13 protein-coding genes are annotated in these 14,241 nt (G+C 73.6%); 11 read left to right on the top strand and 2 right to left on the bottom strand.

What is annotated here, in order from left to right:
* Nucleotides 1-44 precede the first annotated feature (44 nt).
* From ACFZDI_RS31455 to ACFZDI_RS31425, 7 genes are all read left to right on the top strand, one after another.
* Nucleotides 45-812, top strand: a complete 768-nt coding sequence (locus ACFZDI_RS31455; protein ID WP_150485589.1) for a thioesterase II family protein — start codon at nucleotides 45-47, stop codon at nucleotides 810-812.
* 227 nt (nucleotides 813-1,039) lie between these two features.
* Nucleotides 1,040-2,350, top strand: a complete 1,311-nt coding sequence (locus tag ACFZDI_RS31450) for a cytochrome P450 (RefSeq protein ID WP_361118465.1) — start codon at nucleotides 1,040-1,042, stop codon at nucleotides 2,348-2,350.
* Between the two features lie 60 nt (nucleotides 2,351-2,410).
* Nucleotides 2,411-3,883 carry an MFS transporter gene (locus ACFZDI_RS31445; protein ID WP_234849121.1) on the top strand — a complete coding sequence of 491 codons (1,473 nt, stop codon included), beginning with the start codon at nucleotides 2,411-2,413 and terminating at the stop codon, nucleotides 3,881-3,883.
* A gap of 27 nt (nucleotides 3,884-3,910) precedes the next feature.
* Nucleotides 3,911-4,741, top strand: coding sequence for an alpha/beta fold hydrolase (locus tag ACFZDI_RS31440; protein WP_391255189.1), 831 nt, complete (start codon nucleotides 3,911-3,913; stop codon nucleotides 4,739-4,741).
* A 546-nt stretch (nucleotides 4,742-5,287) separates the two neighbouring features.
* Nucleotides 5,288-6,253, top strand: a complete 966-nt coding sequence (locus ACFZDI_RS31435) for a diacylglycerol kinase family protein (protein ID WP_391255186.1) — start codon at nucleotides 5,288-5,290, stop codon at nucleotides 6,251-6,253.
* Nucleotides 6,254-6,335: 82 nt separating this feature from the next.
* The gene (locus tag ACFZDI_RS31430; RefSeq protein WP_234849119.1) at nucleotides 6,336-6,704 is read left to right on the top strand and encodes a nuclear transport factor 2 family protein; all 369 of its coding nucleotides are present in this window, start codon (nucleotides 6,336-6,338) and stop codon (nucleotides 6,702-6,704) included.
* 164 nt (nucleotides 6,705-6,868) lie between these two features.
* Nucleotides 6,869-8,422: an MmgE/PrpD family protein gene (locus ACFZDI_RS31425; protein ID WP_234849118.1), complete on the top strand. Its 1,554-nt coding sequence runs from the start codon at nucleotides 6,869-6,871 to the stop codon at nucleotides 8,420-8,422.
* Between the two features lie 97 nt (nucleotides 8,423-8,519).
* Here ACFZDI_RS31425 and ACFZDI_RS31420 read toward each other — a convergent pair whose 3' ends face one another.
* Entirely contained in the window at nucleotides 8,520-9,179 is a 660-nt protein-coding gene (locus ACFZDI_RS31420) for a ScbR family autoregulator-binding transcription factor (protein WP_234849117.1), read from the bottom strand.
* A 334-nt stretch (nucleotides 9,180-9,513) separates the two neighbouring features.
* Between ACFZDI_RS31420 and ACFZDI_RS31415 the strand changes: the two genes are divergently transcribed.
* Nucleotides 9,514-10,479 carry a ScbA/BarX family gamma-butyrolactone biosynthesis protein gene (locus ACFZDI_RS31415; protein ID WP_391255182.1) on the top strand — a complete coding sequence of 322 codons (966 nt, stop codon included), beginning with the start codon at nucleotides 9,514-9,516 and terminating at the stop codon, nucleotides 10,477-10,479.
* A gap of 45 nt (nucleotides 10,480-10,524) precedes the next feature.
* Here ACFZDI_RS31415 and ACFZDI_RS31410 read toward each other — a convergent pair whose 3' ends face one another.
* On the bottom strand, nucleotides 10,525-11,118 hold the full coding sequence (locus ACFZDI_RS31410; RefSeq protein WP_391255179.1) for a TetR family transcriptional regulator: 594 nt from the start codon (nucleotides 11,116-11,118) through the stop codon (nucleotides 10,525-10,527).
* 98 nt (nucleotides 11,119-11,216) lie between these two features.
* Between ACFZDI_RS31410 and ACFZDI_RS31405 the strand changes: the two genes are divergently transcribed.
* The 3 genes from ACFZDI_RS31405 (at nucleotide 11,217) to ACFZDI_RS31395 (ending at nucleotide 14,168) form a co-directional block, all read left to right on the top strand.
* On the top strand, nucleotides 11,217-12,464 hold the full coding sequence (locus ACFZDI_RS31405; protein WP_391255175.1) for an acyl-CoA dehydrogenase family protein: 1,248 nt from the start codon (nucleotides 11,217-11,219) through the stop codon (nucleotides 12,462-12,464).
* Nucleotides 12,454-13,209: an HAD-IB family hydrolase gene (locus ACFZDI_RS31400; RefSeq protein WP_391255172.1), complete on the top strand. Its 756-nt coding sequence runs from the start codon at nucleotides 12,454-12,456 to the stop codon at nucleotides 13,207-13,209. Before ACFZDI_RS31405 ends, ACFZDI_RS31400 begins: the two co-directional genes overlap by 11 nt.
* A gap of 353 nt (nucleotides 13,210-13,562) precedes the next feature.
* Entirely contained in the window at nucleotides 13,563-14,168 is a 606-nt protein-coding gene (locus ACFZDI_RS31395) for a dihydrofolate reductase family protein (RefSeq protein ID WP_391255169.1), read from the top strand.
* Nucleotides 14,169-14,241: the final 73 nt, after the last annotated feature.

Here is a 14,241-nt window from a genome sequence, read left to right as displayed (position 1 = left end):
CCGACGCAACGGACACCGGCGCCACCGTCACCGCCGGCAGCCGGATGTCCCGCGCGGGCCAGTGGTTCCACCCGGTGGAGCCCTCGCCCGACGCCTCGATCCGGTTGTTCCTGCTCCCGCACGCAGGCAGCGGCGCCATCATCTACCGGGACTGGGAGAGCCTGCTGCCGCCCGACATCGCCCCGCAGGCCGTGACCCTGCCGGGCCGTCACAACCGCCGGGAGGAGCCGACCTACGAGGAGTTCTGGCCGCTGCTCGAAGCGCTGCACGAGGCCGTGCTCGACGACCTGGACGACCGGCCGTTCGCGTTCTTCGGGCACTGCCTCGGGGCCCAGCTGGCGTTCCGGCTGGCCATCCGCATGGAGGAGGAGGGCGGCCCGGCGCCCGTCATGGTCGGCATGTCCGGTTGGTCGCCCGTGGGCTTCTTCCAGCCCACCGAGGAGCAGAGCCGGATGCCCGAGTCCGAGCTCGTCGAGTGGATCAAGAAGCTGGGCTCCTTCCCGGCCGAGATCTACGACAACCCCGAGATGCTCGCCCTCGTGGTCCCCGCGCTCCGCGCCGACCTCAGGGTCGCCGCCCAGTACGTCGACGACGGCGCCGGGGTCGCCTGCCCGCTCGCCTCCTACGGCGGGCGCTCCGACCCCCTGCAGGAGGAGCCGGACGCCATGACCCACTGGGCCGGACGCACCCCGTCCTACCTCGGCCACAACGAGTACTCCGGCGGCCACTTCTACATCGACACGCACGCCCAGGCCGTCACCGCCCATTTCGCGCACCGCCTGCAGCGGATCGCCGCCCACCACGCGCGCTAGCGCCGCGACCGGAGAGGCCGACCGGCCGGCCTTCCCGGCCCCGGCACCAGCGCGGCACCGGGAAGGCGCCCCGCTCCGGCGCCTTCCCGGTCTGCATCACACCCAGCACCGCCCCCACACGAGTTCCTCCGGGTTCCACAGCCGGCCGGCCGCCGTGTCAGCGCCGTGTCAGCGGACTGCGCGACAGTGGCGCACGACCGTCCGCGGCGTTGGACGGGACACCACCCATGTCCCCACCGCCCGGCGGCGTCAGCGCGTCCGAGTCCGACCACGGAGGAGAGCCGGTGCCCGGGATCCATCTGCCTGCCCCCTCACCCCTGGAGGCCGACGTGTCGCTCGCGGACCACACCGATGTCCTGGACTGGCCCTTCGCCCGCACCGAGGACGGAGACCCGCCGCCCATCCTGGCGGAACTGCGCAACGCGCCCCCCTGTGTGGTGCGCCTCCCGGCGGGAGCCGCCGAGTCCCGCCTGGCCTGGCTGGTGACCCGGTACGCCGACGTACGGCAGGCGCTGGGCGACCCCCGCCTCAGCGCCGACGAACGGCTGCCCGGCGCACCGGTGCGCATCCAGGTCCCGCCCGGCGGGAACCCGAGTTCCTTCCTGCGCCTGGACGACCCCGAGCACGCCCGGCTCCGCCGCATGATCCAGACCGAGTTCACCGCGCGCCGGGTGAAGCGGCTGCGCGAACCGGTCCAGCGGCTGGTGGACGAGCTGCTGGACGAACTGGAGGCACTGCCCCGGCCGGCCGACCTGCACGCGGTGTTCTCCCGTGCGCTGCCGACCCTCGTCATCGCACGGCTGCTGGGCGTTCCGGAGCAGGACTCCGCGTTCTTCATCGAGAAGACCCGCGTCACCATCTCCCAGGAGGACCCGGCGGTCTCCCTGGCCGCCTTCGAGGAGATGTCGGAGTACCTGGCCAAACTGGCGCTCCTCAAGCTGGAGAGCCCTGGCGACGACCTGATCAGCCGCCTCGCCGTCAACCACCACGCGAAGGGCGCCATCACCCTGGACGAGCTGGTCGGCATCGCCCGGCTGGTCCTGGTGGCCGGACACGAGACCACCACCAACCAGATCGCCCTGAACATCCTGGCGCTGCTGCGCGACGACGACCTGCGGGCGCAGGTGGCCGCCGACGACGGCGCGCTCATCCCGAACTTCATCGAGGAGTCGATGCGCTACTGGTCGATCTCCCAGGACGCGATGGTCCGGCTGGCGGTGGAGGACCTCGAACTCGGCGGTGTGGCCGTCTCCAAGGGCGATGCCGTCGTCATCTCCGTGCCCGCCGGCAACCACGACGAGTCGGTCTTCGCCTGCCCGCACCGGATCGACCCGCACCGCGACACCAGCGGACACCTGCAGTGGGGCTTCGGGCCGCACTACTGCCAGGGGGCCCCGCTGGCGCGGCTGGAGATGGAGCTGTCGCTGCGCTCCCTGCTGCGGCGCTTCCCGAACCTGCGGCTGGCGGCCGACCCGCGCACGGTCTTCCGCCGCGGCACCGTCTTCCACGGGGTGACACACCTTCCCGTGACCTGGTGACCGGCCACGGTACCGGCACCACCGGCCAACCACCCGAAATGATCGAGAAACGGAGTCGTCATGACTTCTGAGACAAGCACGGAAGTCGTCGTCGAGGGGCGTGCGCCGACGCCCCCCGGCGGCGCACCGGCCGCCGCCCCCTCGGCCGGTGCCCTCCTGGTGGTGCTCGTGGGCACGTTCATCACGGTGCTGGACTTCTTCATCGCCAACGTGGCCGTCCCCGCCATCAAGGCCGACCTGGGCGCCAGTGCCGCCCAGGCCCAGATGTTCGTCGTGGGCTACGGCGTCGCCTTCACCGCGGGACTGATCACCGGCGGCAGGCTCGGCGACCTCTTCGGCCGCCGGCGGCTGTTCACGCTCGGCATGGTGCTGTTCATGCTGGCCTCGGCCGCGTGCAGCCTGGCACCCACGGCGACCGTCCTGGTCGTCGCCCGTATCGCCCAGGGTGCCGCCGCCGCGCTGATGGTGCCGCAGGTGCTCGGCATCATCGGCACGGTCTACACCGGCGCCGCCCGCGACCGCGCCTTCAACGCCTACGGCCTGGTCATCGGAGTCGCCGGCGTCTTCGGCCAGTTCATCGGCGGTGCCCTGATCACGGTCGACGTCGCGGGACTGAGCTGGCGGACCATCTTCCTGATCAACGTCCCGCTGTGCCTGGTCTCCCTGGCCTTCGTCGGCCGCACGATCCCCGAGTCGCGCGGTGAGGGCGGCACCCGGCTGGACCTCGTGGGAGCCCTGCTGGTCACGGCGTCCCTGGGCATCATCGTCTTCGCGCTGCTGGAGGGCCAGGAGAGCGGCTGGCCGCTGTGGGTGTGGGAGGCGATGGCCGGCGCGGCCGTCCTGCTGGCGGTCACCGTCTGGCACCTGCGCCGGCGGGCGGCGGCCGACCGGGGCCCGCTGATCGAACCCGCCCTGTTCAAGGGCCGGGTGTTCTCGGTGGGGCTGACCGCGACGGTGGTCTACTTCCTCGCGATGGGCTCCTTCTTCTTCGTGCTGGCCCTCTACCTGCAACTGGGCCGGGGCCTGTCGCCCCTGGAGTCCGGGTCCGTCTTCCTGGCCCTGGGCGCGGGCTACTTCGGCGCCTCGGTGGTGTCCTCGCGCAAGGCCGCCTCGGTCACCGCCCGCAGGGTGGCCGTCGGCCCGCTGACCCTCGCGATCGGCTACACGGCGGTCGCCCTGACCGCCGACCGCCTCGACACGACGGGACACGTGCTGTGGCTGCTGCCCGCCCTCCTCGTCGCCGGGCTCGGCATGGGCCTGACGACCGGCCCGCTGACCAACCTGGTGCTGGGCGCGGCCGTGCCCGAGCACGCGGCCTCCGCGTCCGGACTGCTGAACACCGCCCAGGAGGGCGGCGCGGCCGTCGGCGTGGCGATCGCCGGCGCGGTCTTCTTCCCCACCCTGGCCGACGCCGGCGGCTCGGCGAGCGCCTACCCCCACGCGTTCGCCGTCACGCTCGTCCCGCTCATCGCCCTGGGACTCCTGGCCTCCGTCCTGGTCCTGGCGGCGCCTGGCCGCACCGCACGGCGCTGAGGGTCCCCACCAAGGAAGGCAGGCGTCATGCCGTACGTCACCACCCGGGACGGGACCCGGCTTCACTGCACCGACTGGGGCGAAGGACGTCCCGTGGTGCTGCTCAACGCCGCCATGGCGGACTCGCGGATGTGGGAGTTCCAGGCGCCGTTCCTCGCTGGTCAGGGGCTGCGCTGCGTCACCTACGACCGGCGTGGCACCGGGCGCTCGAACGTCCCCTGGAGCGGCTACGACTACGACACCCTCGCCTCGGACCTCGCCGACCTGCTCGACCACCTCGACCTGCGGGACGTCCTGCTGGTCGGCTACGCGGTGGGCGGCGGTGAGGCCGTGCGCTACCTCTCCCGGTACGGCGCCGCACGGGTGGGGAAGCTGGCGCTGGTCGCCTCGACCACGCCGTTCCTGCTGCGCGCCCCGGACAACCCGGACGGCCTGGAGATGGCGCTGCTCGAGGAGATCGAGAAGGCCGTCCGGACCGACCGGGCCGCCTGGCTGAGATCACTGACCTGGCCGTTCTTCGCCGGCCCCGAGGCGGATCCGGCGAGCACGCCGCTCTCGCCCCGACTGGCCGAGTGGCTGATGGACCTCGCGATGGACACCTCGCCGCGGGCCGCCACGGAGATCTACCGCACGCTGTTCACCACCGACCAGCGAGCGGAGACGGCGGCCGTGCGGGTGCCCACCCTGGTCATCCACGGCACCGCCGACCTCGGGGCGCCGTATCCGCTGTGCGGTCCCCGCACCGCGGAGCTCGTCCCCGGCAGCACCCTGCTGACCTACGAGGGCGCGGCCCACGGCCTGTTCGCCACCCACGCCGACCGGCTGAACGCGGATCTGCTGGATTTCGCCAAGCAGTGACCGCGAGGGCGGCGCCTCCCGCGTGGCCGCCGCCCGGCCGGGGGCCGGGCGGGGGCCGGGCATACCGCCCGGCCCGCGCCCTGCCCTCACCTCGCTCCCGAGCCACTTCGCCGCACACGTGTCTGACACGCGCGTGCCCGGGCGCGGGGCACGACTCCGGGCGCGGCGCCCGGTGCCCCGCCCAGGGGTGCCCGCGGGCGCCCGGCCCAGTGCACCGCGGGCGTCCGCGGCGGGCCGGTCATACCCTCGGCCCCGCGTCCCCGCGCCTGGCGTGTCCTGCCCCGCGTCCCCGCGCCTGGCGTGTCCCTGCCCTGCCTCCCCGCGCCTGGCGTGTCCTGCCCTGCCTCCCCGCGCCTGGCGTGTCCTGCCCTGCCTCCCCGCGCCTGGCGTGTCCCTGCCCTGCCTCCCCGTGCCCGTGCGCCTCGTCGGCGTCAGCCGCACGTCAGCGCCGTGACAGCGGTCGGCGGCAGAGTCGACCTCGTGGGCCCGCGGCCGCAGGCGCGGCCCCGGACCCGCCGGCACCGTCCGACGAAGGAGTACGCCCGCATGGCAGATACCGCAGCCCCGGTCCCGACCCGGGCACTGGTCCTGGCCAACCCGGCCTCCGGCAGCCACAGCCCGGAACTGGTGGAACAGGTGCGCCAGTTGTGCGACTCGTACCTGGAGCGCACCGAGGTGCACCCGACCACCGGACCGGGTGACGCCACCGTCGCGGTGCGCAGGGCCCTCGAACGGCACACCGGCGCCCCCGACCTGGTCGTCGTCATCGGCGGCGACGGCACCGTCCGGGAGGCCGTCCAGGGCCTGGTGCCCGCCTCCGGGCGCGCCACGCTCGCGGTGGTGCCCGGCGGCACCGGCAACTCCGGCTACAAGATGCTGTGGGGCGACCGCCCCTGGACGGAGTCCCTCAAGGCGATCCTCACCGACTCCGGCATCGGCGGCAGCGCCCGCCCGCGCCGCCTGGACCTGGCCCGTCTCGCGGAGACCCGTCAGTACGTCTACCTCGGCGCCTGCTCCGGTGTGATCGCCGACGCGCTGATCACCGCCCGCGACCTGCCGCTGACCGGCCGCGAGCGGTACGCTCGCGCCTTCGCCGACACCGCCGCGGGCTACGCGCCGTACCCGGGCCGGGTCACCGTCGACGGGCGGGTCGTGCACGAGGGCCCGACCGTCCTCGCGAACGTCGGCGGCGGCCCCTACCGCGGCGGCCGGTTCAACGTCCTGCCCGACTCGCTGCTCGACGACGGCCTGCTCGACGTCTGCGTCATCGGCGACGGCATCGCCGCGGCCAACGTGCCGCGGCTGACCCTGACCGCCGCCCACATCGGCCACCCCGCCACGTGGTACGCGCGCGGCCGGACCATCACCGTGGAGCGCACCGACGGCCGCCGGCTGCCGCTGGAGCACGACGGCGAGTACCAGCACGGCATCGGCTCCACGGCCACCTTCGAGGTCCTCCCGGGCGCCCTCCCTGTGTGGGCCCCGGCCCCGGACCGCCCCGAGACCCCCTGAGACATCCAGAACTCCCGTCGTACCGCACGCCTGGCGACGGCACGTCGGGTCAGCCGCACCAACGGAAACGAGGAGAACACACATGAGCGACCTGACCACCACCGTCGACCGCTACCTGGCCATCTGGAACGAGGCGGACGCCGACAAGCGCGCGGCGGCCATCGCCGAGCTGTTCACGGCCGACGCCCCGTACATCGACCCGCTCGCCGCCGTCGAGGGCCACGAGGGCTTCGGCGCGGTGGTGGCGGGCGCCCGCGAGCAGTTCAAGGGCCTGACCTTCGAACTGCACGGCTCGGTCGACGCCCACCACAACCAGGCCCGGTTCCAGTGGGGCCTGGTCACCGAGCCCGGCGCCGAGCCCGTCGCGATCGGTTTCGACGTCCTGGTCGCCGACGAGGCGGGCCGCATCAAGGCCGTCTACGGCTTCCTGGACAAGGTGCCGGCCGCCTGAACCCCGCCCGCGGGGGGGGGGGGGGCGGCCCCCCCCCCCCCCCCCCGGGGGGGGGGCCCCCCGGCGCGGGGGGCCCCCCCCCCCCGCTTCCACCCGCCCGGAGCGACCAGCCGCCGGCCACGGCACGCCCCGGCCGGCGTACGGCAAGAGAGGTGCCTCGCGCCATGACGGCAGTACTCGGTGAGAGCGTGGCCAGGGCGCTGTGCGACGACTGGGGGAGCACGGCGCCCAGGCGTCCTCGCCGGCCCACCGACACCCCGCTGCGTGAACTGTCCCAGTGGGCGGCGACGCTGCGCCCCGAGCACATCCCGTGCCGGGTGCTGAAGCTCGCCGCCAGTCAGGTGCTCTCGCAGGCCGCATCCATCAGGGCCGGACTCCGGCACCCGCTGGGACGGCGGCTGGTGGCGGCCTTCGGTCACCCCATGCAGCGCGACCCGCGCACCGCCGCGGGCGTCTTCGCCGCCCTCGGGTCCTGGCTCAACCTCGACGACACCGCCTACGCCGGACACCTGTCGAACTCCACCGTCGCGGTACCGCTCGCCTTCGCCTACGCCCGCCGGCTCGACGGGCTGTCCCTGCTGACCGCCGTCGTCGCGGCCAACGAGTGCGCGGCCCGCATCACCGCCTCGGCCACCCTCGGCCCGCTGCGCGGCCAGAGCGCCGTGCACACGCACCTGGCGGGCGCGGTGGCCGGCCGGCTGCACTGCGACCGGGCCCCGGCCGCGCTCTTCGAGAACGCCTTCGGGCTGGCCTTCGCCATGCCCAACTGGCCCCTGATGCGCGCCTTCCTGGCCAGCGACGCCCGCCTGTTCAACACCTTCACCCCGGTGCGCACCGCCATGGACGCCTGCGACGCGGCGTACGCGGGGCTGCGCGGCGCTCCCGACATCGTCGAGCACGAGGACGGCTTCCTCGCCCGGTTCGCCACCGTGCCGCTGCCGCAGGCGGTGGCCAAGGGACTGGGCCGGCGCTGGCACACCGACACGCTTTCCTTCAAGATGCACCCCGGCGGGCCGGGCATCGACGCGGCCGTGGACTGCGCCGCCGAGATCCACCGGGAACTGGGCGGCCTGCGGCCCGAGGACGTGGCCGAGGTGGTCGTCGAGGCGTCCCTGTACACCCTCTTCGCCGGTGAGCGCGCCGCCCGGTACGTCAACGGTCCGGGCTCCCCGCTCGGTGCCCTGGTCCTCGACGTGCCCTACCCCGTCGCGACGACCCTGCTCACCGGCGAGTTCACCGTGGACGACTTCTCCTCCCCGCACCTGGACGACCCGGCCCGCTGGGCGCTGGCCCGGCGGGTGCGCCTGGAGCACGACACCGAGATGACGCGCGAACTGTTCCTGTCCGACGCCCCGTTCGGCGAGGCGGTACGGGAGGCGGGGGAGCGTGCCGTGCCGTGGCTGCGCGGCTTCGGCGGGGACGAGCTGGTCGACCTGCTGGGCCCGCTGAGCGCCGACGACCGGGACTTCTCCCGCGCCGCGAAGGCCACCGGTGCCCGGGTCACCGTCCGGCTGACCGACGGCCGTACGGTGTCGCGCACCCGGCTGATTCCGGTCGGTGCGGCCGGCCCGGAGACCCGGGTCCGCCACGCGGACCTGGTGCGGGAGAAGTTCCTGTCGGTCGGCGGCCCGCACGAGGTGTCCGACAGCGTGGACCGGCTGCACCGCATGCGTCCGGGCGCCCTGCGCCGCTGGATAGAGGCCGCCTTCCTGGACTGAACCGCTCCGGTCGCCGCACTCGCCGCCGGACGGTGTGGCGGGTGCGGCGACCGGAGCGGTTCACCGGCTCCCACCGCGCCTTCCCGGCCACACGGTCCTACCGCGCCGGCACCGACAGCAGGGCGAAGGCGTCGAGGATCTCCTCGACCCGCTCCACGATGTCGGCCCGGTCGTTCTGCACCCAGGAGATGTGCTGGGCGCCGAACAGGGCGGAGACCAGGACCCTGGCGAGGGCCTCGGGCACCGCGCTCTCCGGCAGGCGGCCCGCGGCCCGGCACTCCTGGAGGAGTTCGACGATCAGTGACGTGAAACCGACGTACGGGACCGGCATCTCCGCCTTGATGTAGGGACGTTCGATCTGCAGACGCGCTCCCGCCTTGACGTAGACGTCGTCGCGGAACCCCCGTGCGGTGCGCAGCAGCACGTCCACCACCGTCGAGGGCGAGGAGTGGTCGCCCTCGAGCGCGGGGGAGACGATCTCGTTGAGCCTGCGGTAGAACTCCTCCGTCACGGCGACCGCCAGGGCCTCCTTGTTGGAGAAGTGGAAGTACACCGCGCCCTTGGTCATCTCCGCGCCGTCGGCGATGTCCTTGATGGTGACGTTCGGGTAGCCGTGCCGGGCGAAGACCTCCGCGGCCGCGTCGAGGATGGTGCGCCGGGTGCGGATGGCGCGCTCCTGCTTGAGGTGCGAGGTGTCGTCGACCGAGGTGCCGCCGGAGATGCGCGAGGTCTGTGTCGCGTCGCTGTGTTCGCTCATGACGTCCATTCGTGCCGTGCCGTCCGCTGCTCTCGGTGGCCGGTTCGTGGGGGGACTGGACCGGGGCAGGTGCGGACGCTTCGCGGGTTTCGCCCCTCTGACCAGCAGAGATGACCGTTCATTTGCCGTACCTTGCCCGAGCCTTGCAAGATACCTTCCCGAAGGTATATTAATTTCGTGCCGAAGGGCGCCGCACGTCTGTTAGTTCGCATGGTCCTGGTTCTTCCAGTACGGGGGAGGCGAATCCCAGATGTCAGTCGTGCTCAATCATCCCAGCATCCCTCAGGCGTCAGCAATGGCCCACGCCTGTGATTCGTTGAGCTTTGCACGTCCCGTGACGCGTGAGCTGGTGCACCGCAGCTCCGTCGCGGAGGTCTTCGTCACCGACGGCGCCCGTGTCGGTGACCGCGAGTTCGTCGTCGCCGCCCAGTGGCCGCGCGACCACGCGCTCTACCACCCGGACGAGAACGGTCTGAGTGACCCCCTGTTGTTCGCGGAGACCCTGCGTCAGGGGATGGTCTACGTCGCCCACCGGCACTGCGGTGTGCCGCTCGGCCGGCGCTTCATCGGCCGCGACATCGACTTCGAGATCACCGACCCCGCCGCCCTGCGCGTCGAGGGTGTACCGCTCTCGGTGTTCCTGGTGGGCGAGTGGACCTGGGACGGCGACGACGCGCGGGGCAGGAGCGGGGCCCGGATGGACTTCCGGCTCGTCGTCGGCGGCCGCGCGTGCGGCTGGGGCACCATCAGCATGCTGATGGTGGACGAACGGCGCTACCGCCTGCTGCGCCGGCTCGGCGGCGGTGCCGCGGACGCGCCGGCCACCGTACCGGCGCCGACGGCCGCCTCCGGGGCGCCGCGCACGCCCCCGCACCGGGTGGGGCGGCTGCGCTGGCGGGACTGCGTCCTGGAAGAGGCCGCGAGGCCCGACGAGTGGCGGTTGCGCGTGGACCGCGACCACGCGGTGCTCTTCGACCACCCCACCGATCACATCCCGATGATGGTGATGCTGGAGGGCTTCCGCCAGCTCGGCCACCTCAAGGTGCACGAGGCGTGCGACGGCCCGTTCGCCGACCTGTCCTTCGCGCTGGCCCGGACCACGGTGCAGTGCCTGGCATTCGGCGAGTTCGACCGGCCCACCCGGCTGGTGGTCGAGGAGTGCGCGTCGGGCGCCCGTCCGCAGGAAACGTTTCAGCTGTCCGTCTCGGCGGTCCAGGGTGACACCGTACTGGCCCGCGCACGGACCGCGTGGGCCTGTGTGGGCACCCGCCCGGCGGCGGCCGTCCCGGCCTCCTGGTAGCGGCGGCCCACCGGGCCGGGCTCCGGGCCGCACGGTCGTCGGGGCTCAGGCGGATGCGCGTGTCCCCACCACGCGCGTCAGCACGCCCCACATCGCGGCGACGCTGGGCCCGGGCCGGTCCGGGCCCGCGCAGGCGCCGGTCCACAGCGCGGTGCAGAACGCCGCGACGATGAGACCGGCCAGGGCGTCGGCCGACGGTTCCTCGTCCCAGTGCCGCCCCTGCTGCACCTCGCCCACGAGTTCGAGCGCGATGCCATGGGTGTCGCTCAGGAGAGGAGCCACCGTGTCGGCCGCCCGAGCCGCCTCCACCTCCAGCCGCAGGGCCGCCTGCGCCCTGGGGTCGGTCTCGAAGAGCCGGCCGAGTCCGAGCACCAGGGCCTCCAGCCGGCTCGTGGCCGGCTCGGGCGAGGTCTTGGCCTCGTGCAGCAGTGTCCGCACGCTCCCGGACAGATGTTCCGTCAGCGCGGCGGCCAGCTTCTCCTTGCTGGAGAAGTGCCCGTACAGGGCGCCCTTGGTCAACCCGATCCGGTCGGCGATGCGCTGCAGGTTCGCGTTCACGTAGCCGTAGCGTGCGAACTCGTACGCCGCGGCGTCGAGGACGCGATCGTGCGTCCGAAGGGCACGCGCCTGCTTGACCACGCTGATCACCTCCTTCACCCCGGCCCGGTGGTGAAGGACCGGCCGAGAAAGATTCGTTCCCGAACGAATTCTAGTCGTGGAGCAAAGGAGAGCGATAGGTGAACCGGAGTCAAATCTGCACAGGCCAGGGGGCACAGGGTGGCACGCCGCGGGCGCGCGTACAGCTGGCGGGCGCCGTGGCCTCCGCCGCGGCACACGCGTCGTCGGCGGACGCCACCGGCCGGCTGTCCGCGGAGACCGTCGCGCTGCTGACCCGCGCCGGCTTCGCCCGTCACTTCGTGCCCGGGGCCTGGCAGGGTACCGAGGGAACCTTCAGCGACCTCCTCGCCGAGGTGGCGGCCGTCGGCGAGGGGTGTGCGTCCGCCGCGTGGTGCGCCGCCCTGTGGGCGACCCACGGCAGATACGCCGCCCACCTGCCCCTCGAAGGGCAGCTCGACCTGTGGGGCCGATCGCCCGATGTGCGGATCGCCGCCGGACTGCGGCCCTCCGGCTCGGCCGCCCGCTGCTCCGGAGGCTGGCTGCTCAGCGGCACCTGGGAGTGCGTCAGCGGGATCGCGGACGCGGACTGGCTGCTGCTCGCGGCCCCGGAACCGGACGAACCGCCGTTACCCGGCGGCCGGTGCCGGCTCTTCGCCGTCCCCGCCGCCGAGATCCACGTACGGGAGACGTGGCGCAGCACCGGAATGCGCGGCACCGGCAGCCACACCGCGGTCCTCGACGGCCCGGTGGTGGTCCCCGACCACCGCACCTGCTCGCTGTCGGACGTGCTGGCGGGCTCTCCCGGGCCCGGACGGTCCCGCTGCCACACCGCCCCGGCGTACCTGGGGACGGGACTGCTGCTGTGCGCGCCCGCCCTCGGGGCGGCCCGCAACGCCCTGCGGGAGTGGACCGCGTGGGCCGCGCGCAGGGGACCCGGCCGGCCCTCGGAGCGCGCCACGCTCCAGCTGACACTGGCGCAGTCGGCTGACGACATCGAGGCCGCCGAACTGCTGCTCGTGGACGCGGCGCTGCGGGCCGACTCGGGCACCCGCGCCGAGCGGGACGTGGCCCGCAACCGCCGGGTCGCGGCGGCCGCCGCACAGTACCTGGTCACCGCCGTCGAGCGGCTGTTCCGCGCGGCCGGAACCCACGCATGCGGCGGCCCCGGGCCGCTGGAGCGCACCTGGCGTGACGTCCACGTGCTGGCCGCGCACCAGGCCGTGCGCCGGGAGACCGCGGCGGCCCTGTACGCCGACTCGGTGTTCGCCGACTTCGAAGACCGTCCCGAGCAGGCGGCCGGGCCGGCGGCCGCGCCCCGGTTCATCGCGCACTCCGCGCCGCCGGAGGTGGTCGCCGGTGTCCACTGACACCCGCAGCGGGCGGAACCCGTCCCCGCGACCCGCGACGCCGCCACCCCGTCCCACACCCGCCCGGCCCGCTGCGCGGGCACGCTCCGAGGGCCCCCGCCGGCTGGTGTTCTTCGACGTGGACGAGACGCTGATCCGCTGCAAGAGCGGCCCGGACTTCCTGCGCGACCACTTCGCGCGGATGCACGGCGCGGACGGAGTGCGCCGGGCCGGCGAACTGCTCGGCGCACTGGCCGGTCTGCCCCGCGCCGAAGCCAACCGCCGTTTCCACCGGGCCTTCCGGGGCTGCCCGGCCGCGGAGGCCGAGGCCGCGGCCCGCCGGTGGTACCGGGAGCACAGCCGGGCCGACGGCTTCTACCTCCCCACCACACTGGCCGCGCTGCGCCGGCACCGGGCCGAGGGTGCGTCCGTCGCCCTGGTCTCCGGCACCTTCCCGCCGCTGCTGGCCGCCATCGCCGAGGCGGTGGGGGCGCAGTTCGCCCTCGGCGCGAGACTCGAACGCTGCGGACCGCTGCTCACCGGCGAACTGATCGGCCCCCCGGCCATCGGCGAGGGCAAGCGCACCCTGGTGCGCCGGCTCCTCGCCCGCCACCCTGACATCGACCCGGCCGACTGCTGGGCCTACGGCGACCATCCCTCCGACCTGCCCATGCTGCACAGCGTGGGGCACGCGGTGATGGTCGCCCCGGACGGGACCCACACCACCGTGCCCCCGTACGCCGCCGGGACCGACGGAGGCGGGTGACCGCGGCGGACCGTCGGCTCCGGCCGGACCGGTGCGGTTGCCGATGCGGATCACCGTGCCCTGCCCCCACGACGGTCACGCGCATGGGTGCGGCTCACGAAGGCCGCCGGACGATCACTGACCGCTTGGAGAACGCTCACGGAAACCCGGGCTGCACCCCGGCGTCCGGGGTGCAGCCCGGGTGCTTCCACAGCCCGGAGAAAAGGCTCGGCAGGGGATGAGGATCCGGTCCGGAGGTCTACGCGGCTTGTTCAGATCGACATCTTGGTTTCCTGGTTGTTCCACAGCGCGGCCGATGAGTTCGTGGCGCTCGCTCGGTCCAAGCTCGTGACAGCCCAGGAAAGGACACCGCCATGTCGGAGCTTCTCGTCGACTTCATCACCTCCCTCGACGGCTGCGCATCGGGAGAGGGATGGCCCGGCTTCTGGGGCCTCGAGGGCCCGGAGTACCTCGCGTGGCTCGGCGAGCAGCCCGAGGTCACCTACCTGATGGGAGCGAACACCTACCGCCTGATGTCGGGGTTCGCCGCAGGCGAGGTCCCGAGTGGCCAGGACGAGTTCAGGCCCGAGGAGGAGGCGTCCGTCGACGAGCTCACGCGAGCGTCCAAGGTGGTGTTCTCCTCCTCACTCCAGGAGCCGCTGACGTGGGCCAACTGCACGCTCGTCCGCGGCGACGCCGTCGAGGCGGTCCGCGCCATGAAGTCGAAGGGCCCGGGGCTCCTCAGCACGATCGGCAGCCTCAGCCTGTGCCGGTCCCTGCTCCGAGCCGGACTCGTCGACCGCTTCCGGGTCGTGATGTTCCCGGTGATCACAGGGGCCACGGGCACGGAGCGCATCTACGACGGCTATCCGGACGTCGCCCTCGAGATGATCGGGCACCGCACCTTCGACGGCCGCATCCAGCTGCTCGAGTACAAGCCCCGCGTGCTCGAGCACCCGCCGCTCGGCGCCCCTGCGTGACATCGCCCCCGTCCGCCGGTCCGGACGCGGCCGCCCGCTGCTGCGCCCAATCGCCGACCCGCACGTGGCACGC

This window comes from Streptomyces sp. NPDC007907 (genome assembly GCF_042959365.1).
Taxonomy (GTDB): domain Bacteria; phylum Actinomycetota; class Actinomycetes; order Streptomycetales; family Streptomycetaceae; genus Streptomyces; species Streptomyces indiaensis.
Note: the sequence above shows the minus strand (reverse complement) of the source record. Positions and strands in the feature narration are given on the sequence as shown.

Bases quoted from the DNA above. Each gene is read 5' to 3' on its own strand.
- ACFZDI_RS31435 (WP_391255186.1), top strand. From the start codon at position 5,288: ATGGCAGATACCGCAGCCCCGGTCCCGACCCGGGCACTGGTCCTGGCC.
- ACFZDI_RS31440 (WP_391255189.1), top strand. From the start codon at position 3,911: ATGCCGTACGTCACCACCCGGGACGGGACCCGGCTTCACTGCACCGAC.
- ACFZDI_RS31395 (WP_391255169.1), top strand. From the start codon at position 13,563: ATGTCGGAGCTTCTCGTCGACTTCATCACCTCCCTCGACGGCTGCGCA.
- ACFZDI_RS31430 (WP_234849119.1), top strand. From the start codon at position 6,336: ATGAGCGACCTGACCACCACCGTCGACCGCTACCTGGCCATCTGGAAC.
- ACFZDI_RS31450 (WP_361118465.1), top strand. From the start codon at position 1,040: ATGTCCCCACCGCCCGGCGGCGTCAGCGCGTCCGAGTCCGACCACGGA.
- ACFZDI_RS31425 (WP_234849118.1), top strand. From the start codon at position 6,869: ATGACGGCAGTACTCGGTGAGAGCGTGGCCAGGGCGCTGTGCGACGAC.
- ACFZDI_RS31445 (WP_234849121.1), top strand. From the start codon at position 2,411: ATGACTTCTGAGACAAGCACGGAAGTCGTCGTCGAGGGGCGTGCGCCG.
- ACFZDI_RS31420 (WP_234849117.1), bottom strand. From the start codon at position 9,179: ATGAGCGAACACAGCGACGCGACACAGACCTCGCGCATCTCCGGCGGC.
- ACFZDI_RS31455 (WP_150485589.1), top strand. From the start codon at position 45: ATGTCCCGCGCGGGCCAGTGGTTCCACCCGGTGGAGCCCTCGCCCGAC.